This is a genomic window from Homoserinimonas flava (assembly GCF_054969005.1).
The window spans coordinates 425,288-439,456 of record NZ_JBUEQS010000002.1 but is presented as its reverse complement, the minus strand read 5'-3'; the positions used below and the strand labels follow the sequence as shown (position 1 = coordinate 439,456).

General features: G+C 64.9%; 17 protein-coding genes and 1 other RNA gene. 6 read left to right on the top strand and 12 right to left on the bottom strand.

The features are described 5' to 3' along the window. Positions 1-21 precede the first annotated feature (21 nt). Complete coding sequence (locus tag ACY48M_RS07570; protein ID WP_462819659.1) at positions 22-1,647, top strand: MDR family MFS transporter; 1,626 nt, start codon at positions 22-24, stop codon at positions 1,645-1,647. Between the two features lie 101 nt (positions 1,648-1,748). Here ACY48M_RS07570 and ssrA read toward each other — a convergent pair. Continuing rightward, positions 1,749-2,123: a transfer-messenger RNA gene (ssrA, locus tag ACY48M_RS07565) on the bottom strand. A 220-nt stretch (positions 2,124-2,343) separates the two neighbouring features. On the opposite strand from ssrA, the gene ACY48M_RS07560 reads away from it, so the two are divergent. Continuing rightward, positions 2,344-2,838, top strand: a complete 495-nt coding sequence (locus tag ACY48M_RS07560; protein ID WP_462819658.1) for a septum formation family protein — start codon at positions 2,344-2,346, stop codon at positions 2,836-2,838. A 7-nt stretch (positions 2,839-2,845) separates the two neighbouring features. Here the strand turns inward: ACY48M_RS07560 and smpB are convergent, their stop codons facing one another. The 5 genes from smpB to prfB form a co-directional block, all read right to left on the bottom strand. Then, the gene (smpB, locus tag ACY48M_RS07555; RefSeq protein WP_462819657.1) at positions 2,846-3,325 is read right to left on the bottom strand and encodes an SsrA-binding protein SmpB; all 480 of its coding nucleotides are present in this window, start codon (positions 3,323-3,325) and stop codon (positions 2,846-2,848) included. A gap of 55 nt (positions 3,326-3,380) precedes the next feature. Beyond that, positions 3,381-4,793, bottom strand: a complete 1,413-nt coding sequence (locus ACY48M_RS07550; protein ID WP_462819656.1) for a pyridoxal phosphate-dependent decarboxylase family protein — start codon at positions 4,791-4,793, stop codon at positions 3,381-3,383. A 48-nt stretch (positions 4,794-4,841) separates the two neighbouring features. Further along, a complete protein-coding gene (ftsX, locus tag ACY48M_RS07545; protein ID WP_462819655.1) occupies positions 4,842-5,753 on the bottom strand; it encodes a permease-like cell division protein FtsX in 912 nt (303 codons plus the stop codon). Next, entirely contained in the window at positions 5,750-6,478 is a 729-nt protein-coding gene (ftsE, locus tag ACY48M_RS07540; RefSeq protein ID WP_462819654.1) for a cell division ATP-binding protein FtsE, read from the bottom strand. Before ftsE ends, ftsX begins: the two co-directional genes overlap by 4 nt. Positions 6,479-6,566: 88 nt before the next feature. Further along, positions 6,567-7,676, bottom strand: a complete 1,110-nt coding sequence (prfB, locus tag ACY48M_RS07535; RefSeq protein WP_462819653.1) for a peptide chain release factor 2 — start codon at positions 7,674-7,676, stop codon at positions 6,567-6,569. A gap of 39 nt (positions 7,677-7,715) precedes the next feature. Here prfB and ACY48M_RS07530 point away from each other — a divergent pair, with 39 nt between their 5' ends. Continuing rightward, positions 7,716-8,969: an MFS transporter gene (locus ACY48M_RS07530; RefSeq protein WP_462819652.1), complete on the top strand. Its 1,254-nt coding sequence runs from the start codon at positions 7,716-7,718 to the stop codon at positions 8,967-8,969. Between the two features lie 15 nt (positions 8,970-8,984). On the opposite strand, the gene ACY48M_RS07525 is transcribed toward ACY48M_RS07530, so the two are convergent. The 6 genes from ACY48M_RS07525 to ACY48M_RS07500 form a co-directional block, all read right to left on the bottom strand. Next, on the bottom strand, positions 8,985-9,470 hold the full coding sequence (locus ACY48M_RS07525) for a GyrI-like domain-containing protein (RefSeq protein WP_462819651.1): 486 nt from the start codon (positions 9,468-9,470) through the stop codon (positions 8,985-8,987). Positions 9,471-9,542: 72 nt separating this feature from the next. Continuing rightward, on the bottom strand, positions 9,543-10,013 hold the full coding sequence (locus ACY48M_RS07520) for a pilus assembly protein TadG-related protein (RefSeq protein WP_462819650.1): 471 nt from the start codon (positions 10,011-10,013) through the stop codon (positions 9,543-9,545). Then, entirely contained in the window at positions 10,010-10,489 is a 480-nt protein-coding gene (locus ACY48M_RS07515) for a TadE/TadG family type IV pilus assembly protein (protein ID WP_462819649.1), read from the bottom strand. Before ACY48M_RS07515 ends, ACY48M_RS07520 begins: the two co-directional genes overlap by 4 nt. Next, positions 10,464-10,856 carry a TadE/TadG family type IV pilus assembly protein gene (locus ACY48M_RS07510; RefSeq protein WP_462819648.1) on the bottom strand — a complete coding sequence of 131 codons (393 nt, stop codon included), beginning with the start codon at positions 10,854-10,856 and terminating at the stop codon, positions 10,464-10,466. Before ACY48M_RS07510 ends, ACY48M_RS07515 begins: the two co-directional genes overlap by 26 nt. Positions 10,857-10,866: 10 nt before the next feature. Then, positions 10,867-11,052 (bottom strand): hypothetical protein, encoded by a 186-nt coding sequence (locus ACY48M_RS07505; RefSeq protein ID WP_462819647.1) that lies wholly within the window; start codon positions 11,050-11,052, stop codon positions 10,867-10,869. Positions 11,053-11,215: 163 nt separating this feature from the next. Continuing rightward, entirely contained in the window at positions 11,216-11,542 is a 327-nt protein-coding gene (locus ACY48M_RS07500; RefSeq protein ID WP_462819646.1) for a hypothetical protein, read from the bottom strand. A gap of 185 nt (positions 11,543-11,727) precedes the next feature. Here ACY48M_RS07500 and ACY48M_RS07495 point away from each other — a divergent pair. From ACY48M_RS07495 to ACY48M_RS07485, 3 genes are all read left to right on the top strand, one after another. Next, positions 11,728-12,646, top strand: a protein-coding gene (locus ACY48M_RS07495; protein WP_462819888.1) for an IS5 family transposase whose coding sequence is annotated in 2 segments (ribosomal slippage) — positions 11,728-12,072 and positions 12,074-12,646 — 918 coding nt in all. Because the reading frame shifts where the segments join, the coding sequence is not laid out codon by codon here. Positions 12,647-12,773: 127 nt separating this feature from the next. Then, positions 12,774-13,148, top strand: coding sequence for a VOC family protein (locus ACY48M_RS07490; protein WP_462819645.1), 375 nt, complete (start codon positions 12,774-12,776; stop codon positions 13,146-13,148). Between the two features lie 365 nt (positions 13,149-13,513). After that, on the top strand, positions 13,514-14,020 hold the full coding sequence (locus ACY48M_RS07485; RefSeq protein WP_462819644.1) for a hypothetical protein: 507 nt from the start codon (positions 13,514-13,516) through the stop codon (positions 14,018-14,020). Positions 14,021-14,169: the final 149 nt, after the last annotated feature.

The window sequence follows — 14,169 nt, the reverse complement described above, 5'->3', positions numbered from 1 at the left end:
AGCACTGTATAATTGCAGATCGTGCAAGAAAGTATTGTGATCGCGCCCCCCAGCCAGCAGCGTGAGGCGGAGCGCCCCACCCGCATCGGACTCGTCGTGTTCGGGCTCATGCTCGCCATGTTGCTCTCCGCACTCAGCCAGACCGTGCTGAGCGCCGCCATGCCGACCATGGTCGGCGAGCTCGGCGGTGTCGATCACATGCTCTGGATCATGACGGCCTTCATGCTCGCCGCGACCGTCGCCATGCCCATCTATGGCAAGCTCGGCGACCTTATCGGCCGAAAAGGCCTCCTCATTGCCGCGATCGTGCTCTTCATGGCGGGCTCCGTGCTCGGCGCCCTCGCCGCCGACATGCCGATGCTCATCACCGCCCGCGCCGTGCAGGGTCTCGGCGGCGGCGGACTCATGATCCTGTCGCAGGCGATCATCGCCGACATCGTGCCGGCCCGCGAGCGAGGCCGATACATGGGCGCGATGGGTGCCGTGTTCGCCGTCGCATCCGTTGCCGGGCCGCTGCTTGGCGGCTGGTTCACCGAGGGGCCCGGCTGGCGCTGGACCTTCTGGATGAACCTCCCGGTCGGCCTCGTCGCCCTCGCCGCCGCTGTCTTCTTGCTGCGGCTGCCGAAGCGTGAACTCGTCAAGCCCCGCATCGATGTGTGGGGCATGGTGCTGCTCACCGCCGCGACCACGTGCATCGTGCTCGTCGGCTCCTGGGGTGGCAAAGACTATGCGTGGGACTCGGCCACGATCATCGCCCTCATCGTCGGTGCCGTCGTCGCGACGATCGCGTTCGTGCTGGTCGAACGCAGGACAGCAGAGCCGATCATGCCGCTGCATCTGTTTCGCGAGGCGAACTTCAACCTGACGACAATCGCCGGACTGCTCATGAGCGTGACCATGATGGGCACCCTCGCGTACCTCCCCACCTATCTGCAGATGACGTTCGGCGCGAGCGCCACCGAGGCCGGCCTCCTCATGATCCCCATGATGGCGAGCCTGCTCCTCACCTCGGTGCTCGCCGGCCAATTCGTGAGTGCGACCGGGCGCTACAAGTGGCTTCCCGTCATCGGGGCCGTCGTGCTCGCCGTCGGGCTTGCCTTGCTCGGCACCATCACTCCGGAGACACCGCGATGGGCATTCTGCACCTACATCGCCATCATGGGCGCCGGACTCGGCACGACCCTGCAACTCCTCGTGCTCATCGTGCAGAACACGTTCCACTCCCGTGAGGTCGGCACCGCCACCGCCTCAAACAACTACTTTCGCCAGATCGGGGGCTCCCTCGGCGGCGCCGTCATCGGCAGCCTCTTCACCACGCGACTCGCAAGCGAACTCGTCGTCAGGATGCCACAGCTCTCCGGTGCGGGCACCGACATGAACTCGCTCACTCCCGAGCTCGTGCGCGAACTCTCACCGGCCGTCCGCGAGCAGGTCGTTTGGGCATACAACGATGCGCTTGCGCCCCTCTTTCTCTACATCGTTCCGCTCGCCCTGGTCGCCGCCGTGCTGCTCGCCTTCGTCAAGGAGAAACCACTCGCGACCACAATCGAGCGCGACATCGTGCCGACCGCAGTCATCGACTCGGTGCAGGAGGCGTACCCGGCGTCGACCGGATCGATCGAGGTACCTGAGCGGCAGCGGCGATAGTCGCGGAGCGGCAGCGGCCGGTGGTCGCCGAGCGACATCGCCGGTGGTCGCCGAGCGGCAGCCTCAACAGCGCGCGATAGTGACCGGTGCAGATGCACCCATGGTGGAGATGCGGGGAATTGAACCCCGGTCCACTGCTGTGGTCATGTGCCTTCTACGGGTGTAGCCAGTGCAGGCGTTCTACTCGGCTCCGGAATGTGTCACTGGCACCTAATCCGACGAGCCCAGCCCTGGTGAAAGTCCCTCCATGCCCCAGGACGGAACATGAAAGCAATCCCTCTAAATTACGCCAGGACCCGGGTAGAGAGCATCCCCGGACTGACGGACTTCTTTAGTGCGCTCGCTTATGCAGCGAGGGCGAAGTCAGTGCGCTTGGAATCGGCACTTATAGTTTGCCGACATCGTTTACGAGATAAGTCGGCATCCTCGACCCGCTTCTCACAATTGCGCAGGCAATGTCGAAACCGATCATCCCCATGCGAAGTCATCGTGAAATGACGTGTCACTATCGCGCGCTGTTGAGTTGTCAATCTGCGTCGAGAACGACGCAGCCCCCAATCATACCTCGCGTGATGGTGGGAGCAACCTGCTCGCCCGGATTGGGGGCAGCTACAACCGTGAGGAATTCGCTACTATCCGTGAGGGCGAATACGCCTTCACCCCGTGCACGCACCGCACCCCACAGAATCGAGTCTCATGGCCCGTCGCTTCGCCCTCGCTACCCTCGGCCTCACCGGCATCCTCACCCTCTCGCTCACGGGGTGCAGCGTCGAGAGCATCATGGACCTCGTCGATGATGGCAAAGAGGATGTCTTCTCGATCGCGGTCGGCGATTGCTTCAACGACGACACCACCGCCGCTGAAGAGATCGAGAGCGTTGAGATGCCAGCGTGCACAGAAGAGCACGACAACGAGGCGTACTTGATCTACGACCTCAGCGAGGCCGACATTCCCACCTATGACGAGGAGGCGATCCAGGCTGACGCTGAAGCAGGATGCTTCGCAGAGTTCGAATCGTTCATCGGTACATCGGTCGACTCAACGAGCCTGTACTACACGTACTACTACCCGAGCGCCGCAAGCTGGGAGCAGGACGATCGCGAGATTCTCTGCTTCGCGTATGACGTCAACGGTCCGATCTCCGAATCGCTCGCAGGCAAGGGCCCCGAGTACCCCTACGAGGCGGAATAACGCCGGCTCAGTCGCCGAGGTGACGGCGCGCTGACATCGCGCGCTGCGCCTCGCGATTGTCCTGACGCTCGCGCAGGGCCTGGCGTTTGTCGTACTCGCGCTTGCCCTTCGCGACCGCGAGTTCGACCTTCGCCTTGCCGTCGCTGAAGTAGAGCGAGAGCGGCACGAGGGTGTAGCCACCCTCCTTGACCTTGTTGTGAATCTTGAGAATCTGGGCCTTGTGCAGAAGGAGCTTGCGCTTGCGCCTGGGCGGGTGATTCGTCCACGAACCGCCCGTGTATTCGGGGATATGCACGGCATCGAGCCAGGCTTCGCCGTGATCGTCGACGAAGGCATAGCCATCGACCAGGCTCGCGCGACCCGCACGCAGCGACTTCACCTCGGTGCCCGACAAGACCAAACCGGCCTCATACGTGTCCTCGATGGTGTAGTCGTGGCGCGCCTTGCGATTGGTCGCGACGACCTTCTGGCCACTCTCCCTTGGCACGATCTCTTCCTCACTCGAACGCGCACCGAATGTGCGCAGCCCACCATACTAACGGTCAGGGCGGTGAAGAGGGAGCCAATGTGGGCCGAGCGGCGGCCACAGCGCGCTCAACGGCCTCGACCGTCGCGCGAACATCGGCCTCCCCCGTCCTCCACGAGCTCACCGAGAAGCGGATGACGACCCTCCCGCGCCACGCGCTGAGCGACGGCATGATTGCCCCCTCCTCGAGAATCGAGGCGAACACCGCCCGCGTCATTTCGTCGTCATCGCACGCCGCGCAGACCTGCGTATACACAACATCGTTGAGCACACTGACGCCGGAGATCACATCGAGTCCGCGCGCGATGCCCTGTGCCGCCGTGACGAGCCCCTCGATGAGCTCCGCAACCCCGAGCCGTCCCAGCGAGGCGATCGCCGCCCACACCGGCACGCCTCTCGCGCGGCGCGAGAGTTCTGGCACCGCCTCGTAGGGGTCACTCGTTGCCGCATGAAGGAGGTAGCTCGCGTGGATGCCGAGCGATGCGCGCATCCGACCGGCATCCGCGACGACCGCGATGCCGCAGTCGTAGGGGGTGTTCAACGTCTTGTGGGCGTCGGTCGCCCAGGAATCGGCACCGGCGAGTCCGGCGACGAGCGAGGTGAGCTCCGGGGATGCTGCGGCCCAGAGACCGAACGCCCCATCGACGTGCACCCATGCCGCAGCCCGCTTCGCGATGTCAATGAGCTCCGCGAACGGGTCGAAGGCGCCGGAATGGATGTTCCCCGCCTGCAGGCAGACAATCACCGGTCGTGCGGACGGGTCAGCCTCGAGCGCCGCCTCGAGACTCGTCGGCAGCATCCGCCCCTCCTCGTCGACGTCGACACGCTCCGCGACGCCGAGCCCGAGGTAGCGAAGGGCGAGGTCGACTGAGCCGTGCGATTCCGCCCCGACGAGCACCCGCACACCAGGGGAACCGGCGAGACCGTGCGCCGTGACATCCCAGCCGGCCGCGGCGAGCACCGCATCACGGGCCGCGGCAAGGCAACTGAAGTTCGCCATGGTCGCGCCCGTGGTGAAGCCGACGCCGGATGCGGGCGGCAGCGCGAGCAGGTCGAGAATCCATGCTGCGGCCACCTCTTCGACGGCGACGACCCCCGGGGTGGAGTCACGCATCCCGGCGTTCTGATCCCACGCCGACACGAGCCAGTCCGCTGCGAGGGCTGCCGGCAGCGTCCCGCCCATGACCCACCCGTAGAAGCGCCCAGAGCCACTCGCCATGAGCCCAGGCTCGACGGCGGCCGCGAGCAGGTCAACGACCTGCGTCGCGCCCATGCCCATCTCCGGCATCCGGAGTCCGAGCCGGGTCGCCGCAGCGTCAGCATCGCCGGCGGCCGGCACGGTGCGCTCGGGATAGGCCTCGAGCCAACGTCGGGCGTGACTCAGCGCTGCCGCAAGGGCATCATCGGCGGAGTGCTGCCGCTCGTCCACACCGACATCGTCGTCTTCTCTGCCGCAGAAGGCAAGAGTGACGGGCGATCAGACCTTGAGATAGCGGCTGATCGCGACGTTCGCCGAAAGTGCGGCGAGCACGATTCCAACCGCAAGCAAAATGGGCACCACGACGAGCGCCTCGGTGAGCCCGACGAAGGAGGTCGAGGACATGAGTGGCGCGAGGTAGCCCTGCACGAAGAAGTGCACGACGGCGATTGTCGCAGCGCCGGCGAGCGCAGCGCCGATCACCGCCGCAATGACGCCCTCAAGGATGAACGGGGTCTGGATGAAGCGATTGGATGCGCCGACGAGCCGCATGATGCCGAGCTCGCGACGACGACTGAACGCGCTGAGACGGATGGTCGTGGCAATGAGCAGCACGGCGGCCACCAGCATGAGGGCGGCGATGCCGATTGCGGTGTAGCTTGCCGCGTTGAGGGCATCGAAGATGGGGTCGAGGTATTGGCGCTGGTCGACGACTTCATCGACGCCCGGCGTGCCCGAGAATGTCTCGATGAGCACACCTGACTGCGTGGGGTCGACCAGGTTGACCCAGAACGTCTCCGGCATAAACTCCGGGGTGATGTAGTCGGCTTCGGCGCTGTCGGTGAACTCGATGTACTTGGCGTAGGCCTCGTCGTGGTTCTCGAACTCGTAGTCGTTGACGAGCGGACCGAGCTGCTCGGATTCAAGCTGTTCGGCGACGGCGGCCTTCTGCTCCTCGGTCGCCTCAGTCAAGTTGCAGTTTGCGGTCGCCGTGGTGGCCGTGCACATGTAGACCGCGACCTGGGCCCGGTCATACCAGTAGCCCTTCATCTCGGTGATCTGCATCTGCAGGAGGATTGCGGTGCCAACAAAGGTGAGCGAGATGAATGTCACGAGCACAACCGAGACGACCATCGAGAAGTTGCGACGGAGGCCCTGGCCGACCTCGGACATGATGAGTCCGAACCTCACTGCGCCACCTCCGAGCCGGGGCCCTTCTGCACGGGAATCGCCTGCGTGAGGTAGCCGCCCTGCCGTTCGTCGCGCACGATCTGGCCGGAGACGAGCTCGATCACGCGACGCTTCATCTGGTCGACGATGCCTGCGTCGTGGGTGGCCATGATCACCGTGGTGCCGCTCTGGCTGATGCGCTCGAGGAGCGTCATGATGCCGGCGGAGGTCGAAGGGTCGAGGTTTCCGGTCGGCTCGTCCGCGAGTAGCAGGGCGGGTTTATTCACGATGGCCCGCGCGATCGCGACACGCTGCTGTTCACCGCCGGAGAGCTCGTGCGGAAAGCGGCTCGCCTTGCCGGCGAGGCCCACCATCTTCAGCACGTCGGGCACGGCTTCTTGAATGAAGCCCTTCGACTTGCCAATGACCTGGAGTGAGAATGCGACGTTGTCGAAGACCGACTTCTGCGGCAGCAGTCTGAAGTCCTGAAACACGACGCCGAGGTTGCGACGGAAGTACGGCACCTTGCGGCTCGAAAGCCGGCCGACGTTCTGGCCGAGCACGTGAATCTCGCCCTTCGTGGGGTTCTCCTCTTTGAGGATGAGCCGCAAGAAGCTGGACTTGCCACTACCGGATGCACCGACGAGGAACACGAACTCGCCTCGAAGGATCTCGAGGTTCACCGAGTTGAGCGCTGGTCTGGTGGTGCCGGCGTAGAGCTTGGTCACCTGGTCAAAACGAATCATTTCGGATCGAGCTTAAACAGACCTCGGCCATTCGGCAGGAGCGACAGGCCGACGTGTCTCACAAACCCACACTCGTGTGCACCTGGTCTCAGTCGTTGCTGTCGCGCTTGCGCCAACGGATGCCGGCCGTGATGAACCCGTCAAGGTCACCGTCGAATACGTTCGACGGGTTGTTGACCTCGTATTCGGTGCGGAGGTCCTTCACCATTTGGTACGGCGCGAGCACGTAGCTCCGCATCTGATCGCCCCAGCTCGCGGTGATGTTGCCCGCAAGCTCCTTCTTCTGGGCGGCTTCTTGCTCGCGCTGCAGGATGAGCAGCCGCGACTGGAGCACCCGCATGGCGGCGGCACGGTTCTGGATCTGGCTTTTCTCGTTCTGCATCGACACGACGAGCCCGGTCGGGAGATGGGTGAGGCGCACGGCCGAGTCGGTCGTGTTGACCGACTGCCCACCGGGGCCGCTCGAACGGAACACATCGACGCGGATGTCGTTCTCGGGGATTTCGATCGCCGCCGCCTCTTCGATGAGCGGGATGACCTCGACCGCGGCGAAACTCGTCTGACGTTTGCCGGCCGAGTTGAACGGGCTCATGCGCACGAGCCGGTGCGTGCCGGCCTCAACACTGAGCGTGCCGAAGGCGTAGTCGGCATCGAACTCAATGGTCGTCGACTTGATGCCCGCCTCCTCGGCGTAGCTCGTGTCGAGCACGCGGGTGGGGATCTTGTGCTGCTCGGCATACCGCAGGTACATGCGCTGCAGCATCTCCGCGAAGTCGGCAGCATCGACCCCACCGGCACCGGCGCGGATCGTCATGACGGCCGGGTGGGAGTCCCACTCGCCGTCGAGCAACGTCTGCACTTCGAGGTCGCCGAGCACGCGCTGGATGTCGGCGAGTTCTTTGTGGACCTCGGCCGCAGCATCCGCATCGCCCTCTTCATTGGCGAGCTCGACCATGATCTCGATGTCGTCGAGGCGCTGCTGCAGGCTCCTGATTTTGGCAAGTTCGGCCTGACGATGGCTCAGGGTGCTCGTGACCTTCTGCGCCTTGTCGGTGTCATCCCAGAGGTCGGGCGCGCCAGCGTGCTCGCTCAGTTCTGCGACCTCGAATTCGAGACGCGACACGTCGACGACCGCCAGGATTTCGGTGAATGTGGCGCGAAGCGTCGCAACCTGGCCGGTGATATCGAGCTCATCCATTGTGCAGACCAGCCTACCGGCCCCGCTTAGGCTGGCGTGATGTCGAGTGCCGAGCAACCCTTCCGCTGGCGCTCGATTGCACTCCCCGCCCTGCTACCGACGCTGCTGTTTGCGATCGGGAGCGGCGCCATCATCCCGATCATTCCCGTCGTCGCGAGCCGTCTCGGCGAGGACCTCTACGACGATCTGCCGACAGTGCTTGCGGTTGCCGGCGTCGTCTCGGCGCTCATCATGATCGGTGAACTCATCGGCAACATCCCGAGCGGCTGGCTGGTGAGCCGTGTGGGCGAGCGACCGGCCATGATCGGTGCGTCGCTCTTCTCCATCGTTGGCCTCGTCATCTGCCTGCTGTCGACGACACCGTGGATGCTCGGGGTCGGCGTCTTCATCGTGGGCCTCGCAACCGCCGTCTTCGCGCTCGCGCGCCACGCCTACATGACGACGGCAGTGCCGCGGAGCCACCGGGCGAGGGCACTCTCGACGCTCGGCGGGCTTTTCAGGCTCGGGTACTTCATCGGGCCGTTCCTCACCGCGGGGGCGCTGACCATCTTCGGCGGCTTTGAGGCCGCGTTCTCCATCCACATCGTCATGTGCCTCGCGACCGCCGGCCTGCTCTTCCTCGTCGGCGACCCTCCAGGCTCAGACCACAGCCCCACGAAGGGTGAAGCATTCGTCGAACGGGAGGCGACGGGGCTCTTCCGCACCATGGTTTCGCGGCGCGACGTGCTCGTGCGCCTGGGCACGGGGGCGGCGATCATCAGCGGGCTCAGGACCGCGCGCGTGGTCGTGTTGCCGCTCTGGGCGGTGAGCATCGGCCTCGACGACGTCACGACGGCACTCATCATCGGCATCGCGGCGGGCGTCGATTTTGCCCTGTTCTATGCGGGCGGCTGGATTATGGATCGCTTCGGCCGACTGTGGAGCGCGCTCCCCTCAACCCTCGGGCTCGCGGCCGGCTTCATCGCACTGTCGTTGACCCACGAAGCGGATGCCCGTGTGACCTGGTTCGTCGCGCTCGCGATGGTCATGGCGGTCGCGAATGGCATCGGCAGCGGCATCCTCATGACCCTTGCCGCTGACCTGGCCGATCCGGTCGATCCGGCGCCGTTCTTGGGGGCGTTTCGCTTCACGAGCGGGCTCGGCAATGCCGCCGCCCCCGTGCTCGTCGCCGGAATCACGGCGGTGGCATCGCTGTCGATCGCCGCCGCCACAGTGGGCGGGCTCGGCGTGGTCGGTGCCCTGATTCTGTTGCGTTACGTTCCCCGCTACGCCTCGCGGACTCCCGTGCCCTGACCGATTTGCGCTGCGTCAGGTCGCGAGCGGCCAGACGAGCTCGGTGATCATCGACTCCGGGTCGGCGTCGGGGCTCGGCTCGGTCACATAAATCTCCCACATGACCATGCCGGGGGCGTGTCCATGCTCGGTCATCCATCCGAGGAGCCGCTCGTAGGCCTGCGGGAGCCGATCGTAGGCACCGGCGTGCGTGTAGCGGGCCGCGAGGCCACCCGGCAGTGTGTACGGCACGACCTCGCCCGCCTGCTCGATGAGTCGGTCGGTGGGGAACCCGGCGCCGACATCGACCGTCTCCCCTGGCGGCGCAAAGTAGTAGGCGAGCGCGGGAGCCGTGATCGCGACGCCTTGGCTGCCGATCTCGGCCGCGACGATGCCGTAGGCCCGGTCGAAGAATGGTGCCATCGAGTCCATGCGCACCTCCTCGCGCACGATCGCGGTCGGCTGCGGCTCAAGGGTGACGATGCTCGGGCCCGCGGATGCTGCGGTGCTGGTGTTGCTCATAACTGCTCCCGTCGTGGCGTGGCCACCCTGATCCTCTCGCGCTCACTCGCGCTCGGCAATACCCGACCCGCCTCAGCCGAAGACCGAGCGTGCCGACGCCTCCACCTCGATGCGGAGCCCCTCCGGCACGAGCAGGCTCACGACGGGCGGCCGCCACACCGCTGAGAGCCCCACGACGACTCCGGCCCCGTCATTGCTCACCGCGCGCTCCACCACGAGGCCCTCGAAGTTGTGCGGAATGACGGCGACATAGTCGGTGACCGCGGATGCGACGGCGTCGTCATCGAGCAGCACGCCGGGGGCGCCGGCGACGGCCGTGACATCCGACAGTTCGAAGGCTTCGGCGCCGACGAGCGCGGCGCCATCGGCGAGCGCGAACAGCCGCTTGCGCTCAAGGTAGAGCGAGGTCGCCGCCGTGACAAGGAGGATGAGCACGAGGCTGAGGGCCGCGTAGAAGATGGTGAGGATGAGGGTCGATCCGTCGTCGTCGGTGCGCAGGCGGCGAGCGAGTGCCCGCACGGGCAGTGTGGGCTTGGCGCTCATCGCAGCTCCGCGAATCGGGAAACCTGCTGGGTGGCGGTGGCTTGCAATGGCACGGAGAGCGGAGTCTCCCCGCCGATGGCGGCCGGCATGAGGGGCAGGGCAACCTGAGTGTGCACCGTCACCGTGACAAGGCTGAGGCGCTGCAGACAGTCGTTGGGGTTCGGCGAACAGGTGATCTCGATGCTCGTCGTCTCCGGGTCGAGACCGTGGTCGGCGAGCGCAAACGACACGGCCCGTTCGGCCCTTCCCTGCGCCTCAGCGCGTGTCTCCGCCTCGACAAACATGCGGGTTGCGTGGCGCGCGGCTGCCTCGACCGCGAGCGAACCAGACTGCAGGCTCGACAGCGCCACAATGAGATAGACGAGGGGCACGAGCAACAGGGTGCCTGCGGTGATGAACTCCAGCGATGCCGAACCGCGGTCGTCGGCCCGAAGCCGGGTTAGGAGCCTGCTAGTCCAGCGTCTCGAGCGGGGCATGGCCGCTCACCTCCAGGGCTCCGTCGATGCCGAGGAGTCCGATCAGCGGCAGTGGGGCGCGCACCGTGACGACGGCAGCCGGATGACCGAGATACGTGCCGCTTGCGACCGTGACATCCTCGGCGTAGCTCGGCCCGATCGCGGTCTCGATGAGCTCGCGGGTGCGTTCTGCCCCATCGGCGAGCGTGTTGTCGGCGAGCGCCGCGAACCGTGCGCCCTCCCCCGCCGCGTCGAGGACCGTGTTGCGGACGTGCAGCGCGAGCCCCAACTGCATAACCGAGAGCGTGAGAATCGTGAGGAGCGCCCCCACCATCACAAACTCGGCGGGCGCCGAACCGCGGTCGTGCGCGGCCAGCCGGATGTCCATGGCTCGCGCCCTAGAAGCCGGACACCCGCTCGATGGCCTGCTCAAAGACGCTGCTGAGCGCGGGCCCCGCGAGCGACCAAATGATGATGACCAGACCGGCCGTCATCAACGTGATGAGCACCCAGCCGGGAACATCGCCGCGGTCGTCGGCGACGCGGTCTGAGAAGAGACGGAGACGGTGTCGGATCGAGGGCATGCTGGGATGCTAGCGACGGCTGCGCAGAATCCGTCAGCGTTGTCCACAGGCCGCCGGTCGGTCACAGGCTGGTCGAGCTCAGCCCGGGAGAGCCTCACGCCGAGTCGCGGCCGTAGGTCTCGAGCAGCCGCAATCAGATTTCGCTCACGGTGGGGTAGGTCGCCTACTTGGCCAACGTCGAAATTTCGAGCGCGTCCTCTTCGTTCTCGGCCGTGGCGGCATTCATCAGAATGCTGACGCTGAACGCGACGAGCGCGGCGGCGGCGACGATCCAGAGCACTACTCCGTGCACGTCGCTGAATCCGCCCACTTGCACCCCGAGCACAGAAAACGCGAGTCCGACAAGACACGTCGTTAGGGTCATAGTGAACATCCCCCGGTAAAGCTTCGTTCGACGAAGTCGGGCGTGGATTAACCGCCGGTCGGCGACGACCGCCACCAAGACCAAGGGATACGCACTGGCCAAAACGGTGCAAGTCTCGACGTTCATTCTCTCGATGGTATCTGGCGGTCAAAGCTATGAGTGCACAACCTTCGGGGCGCAGCTTCATCGATCCGAGTCAGCGCAAGCTCACTGCGTGCGGGAGCGCGAGCAATGTGTCTCTGCCGAGTTCGAATCGCGCCTAGGGTGTGTTGCTAAACGTGCTTCGGTGGGTTACGGGTAAGTCTTGTGGGGTGTCGCGAGATGTGATTTCTGATGAAGCCTGGGCCGTGATCGGGCCGTTATTCCCGCGGGTGAAGTTGACCGGGAGGCCGCCAGTAGATCGTCGAACGGTAGTCGAGGCGACGGCATGGCGGTTCCGCACGGGAGCGCCGTGGCGTGACCTTCCGGAGCGTTTCGGGAACTGGAACACCGTCTACAAGAACTTCAACAGGTGGGCAAACCAGGGCGTGTGGGCGCAGGTGCTGGAGAGTGTGCAGTCACTTGCGCAGCAGTCCGCTGACCTGGACTGGGTCGCGTCGATCGACTCCACGATCGTGCGCGTGCACCAGCACGGCGCGACCCTTTCCCGCAGCTCGGGGGGCTCTATCGAACTACAAGAAGTTCGGCGAAGAACCGTCTGATCATGCGATCGGTCGCTCTCGCGGCGGGCTGACGACCAAGAATCATCTGGTCTGCGACGGGAAAGGCCGTGCGCTTGCGTTCATCCTCACTCCCGGCCAGGCGGCGGACACGAGCATGCTGACGGCGACACTGGGCGAGATCCGCGTCGCTGGGGCCAGAGGTAGGCCCCGATCGCGGCCTGACCGAGTACTCGCAGACAAGGGATATCCGTCGAAAGCAAACCGGGCGTGGCTGCGCAAGCACGGCATCGCAGCAACGATCCCGGAGCGCGAGGACCAGATCGCGCACCGTCGAAAGCGACGTGGCCGCCCGATCGACTTCGGCGACGAGCAGCGCGCCCGCTACCGTGATCGCAACGTTGTCGAGAGGTGCTTCAACAAGCTCAAGCAGTGGCGCGGGATCGCGATGCGCTCAGATAAGACTGCCCGCAACTATCATGCAGGGGTCTGCCTGGCCGCCATTCTGCAGTGGGTGGGTAGCGCACCCACCCCGCACTCCGTGCGGCCGATCGAGTCACCGCCGCAGTAGACTCATGTAGATGATGACCAGCCAGGCCCCTGTCGGCCGCTCCCGGAATGGCGATCTGGTCGTTCCCTGATCCGCGCTCCTCCTCGTGTGAGTGACTTCAACTCACCCACACGACACAAGGAGAATCATGACAGCACGCTTCAACCACACGATCATCGCCTCGACCGACCCAGCTGAGATGGCTGAGTTCTACCGCGACCTGCTCGAAGCCGACGAGGCCCCCTCATGGGGCCCATTCGTCAACCTTCAGATCGCAGACGGCGTCCTGCTGCAATTCGCGGCCCCGCCGATGGAATTCCCACCGCAGCACTATGCCTATCTCCTCGACGACGCGCACTTCGACCGCGCCTACACTGAGATCAACGATCGCGGCCTAGAACACTGGGCAGACCCCCAGCGAACCAGGCCCGGCGAGATCAACAACGAGCACGGCGGCCGCGGCGTCTATCTTCTTGATCCCTCAGGCCACTATCTCGAGCTGATAACGCGGCCCTACCTCTGAACCGAGCTACCGACGGGCGTCGTCCTCGGCATGCTCCGGGCCGGACCGGGGTGGGGTCACCATGACCTCACCCCGGTTTAGCAACACGGCCTAGCGGTCTCTCCGCCCTGCCCGTCGTGCAGCGCTGCCGGTCTCTGCAACGCCGTCGGGCATGCCCTCATGGAATCGAGCCTGATACGGCGCGATGAAGGCAGCACGCAAAGCTTCGGCGTACTCGGCATCCGTGAGCTCGTAGTCAGCACAATAGTGACGGTGTGACCGAATTCTCGCGAAATCCGCTGTTCGCCTTGCGGGCGAGGCTAAGTTCGGGCGTCCGCGGGGCGTACCGAGTCGGAAATGACAGTGGCGCGTGTCACCATCGGTCCATGATCGAGATTCCCAACGAGAAAGTCAACGGCGAAGACGGCTACGCAGGCAATGACCTCACCGACGTATACACCAACTTGACGGCTGGATTGAAGAGCGGGGTCGATTTGTCCGGTGTCGCCGAGGGATTCTCCAAGGCCATCTTCAGCAGTCCCGGGATCGGATTCAAGGGCCTGTCCCCGAAGATAACTGTGCCGGAGCTAGCCGCTGAAAAAGCACCCCCGTTTGACCACAGTTGGTTCGACGAGGTGGACTTCACACCCGCCCCGACTCGAACTGACGAGAACACGGACAAGATGGTGGCCACGCTCGAGGCTCAGCACGCCGCGATTGCCGAGATCGTCAGCCTCACAGCTGCCAGCCTCGCCCTGTCGAAGGATCAGCGCGAGGATGCGAAGAATTGGGAGAGGTTCGCCAGGCGTACAACGTGGGCGGCAGTTTGCATTGCTGGACTGTCGCTGCTCGCTTCGATCGGAGCCATCGTCATCTCCGCTACGAAATTCTGACACGCCGCCTCTTCAAGCGTGCAAATCTTGTCAACCCGCACGCGGGTGAGTCCTACAGGGCACAAACCGCTCACTATGAGGCCATGCTTCCCCAGCGGGGCTTCCATCATTCCCTAGATGGCTCACTCCGCCATGATGGACTCATGCTC

Coding starts and splice junctions, on each gene's coding strand:
- ACY48M_RS07560 (WP_462819658.1), top strand. CDS start 2,344: ATGGCCCGTCGCTTCGCCCTCGCTACCCTCGGCCTCACCGGCATCCTC.
- ftsE (WP_462819654.1), bottom strand. CDS start 6,478: ATGATTCGTTTTGACCAGGTGACCAAGCTCTACGCCGGCACCACCAGA.
- prfB (WP_462819653.1), bottom strand. CDS start 7,676: ATGGATGAGCTCGATATCACCGGCCAGGTTGCGACGCTTCGCGCCACA.
- ACY48M_RS07530 (WP_462819652.1), top strand. CDS start 7,716: ATGTCGAGTGCCGAGCAACCCTTCCGCTGGCGCTCGATTGCACTCCCC.
- ACY48M_RS07525 (WP_462819651.1), bottom strand. CDS start 9,470: ATGAGCAACACCAGCACCGCAGCATCCGCGGGCCCGAGCATCGTCACC.
- ACY48M_RS07520 (WP_462819650.1), bottom strand. CDS start 10,013: ATGAGCGCCAAGCCCACACTGCCCGTGCGGGCACTCGCTCGCCGCCTG.
- ACY48M_RS07515 (WP_462819649.1), bottom strand. CDS start 10,489: ATGCCCCGCTCGAGACGCTGGACTAGCAGGCTCCTAACCCGGCTTCGG.
- ACY48M_RS07510 (WP_462819648.1), bottom strand. CDS start 10,856: ATGGACATCCGGCTGGCCGCGCACGACCGCGGTTCGGCGCCCGCCGAG.
- ACY48M_RS07505 (WP_462819647.1), bottom strand. CDS start 11,052: ATGCCCTCGATCCGACACCGTCTCCGTCTCTTCTCAGACCGCGTCGCC.
- ACY48M_RS07500 (WP_462819646.1), bottom strand. CDS start 11,542: ATGAACGTCGAGACTTGCACCGTTTTGGCCAGTGCGTATCCCTTGGTC.
- ACY48M_RS07490 (WP_462819645.1), top strand. CDS start 12,774: ATGACAGCACGCTTCAACCACACGATCATCGCCTCGACCGACCCAGCT.
- ACY48M_RS07485 (WP_462819644.1), top strand. CDS start 13,514: ATGATCGAGATTCCCAACGAGAAAGTCAACGGCGAAGACGGCTACGCA.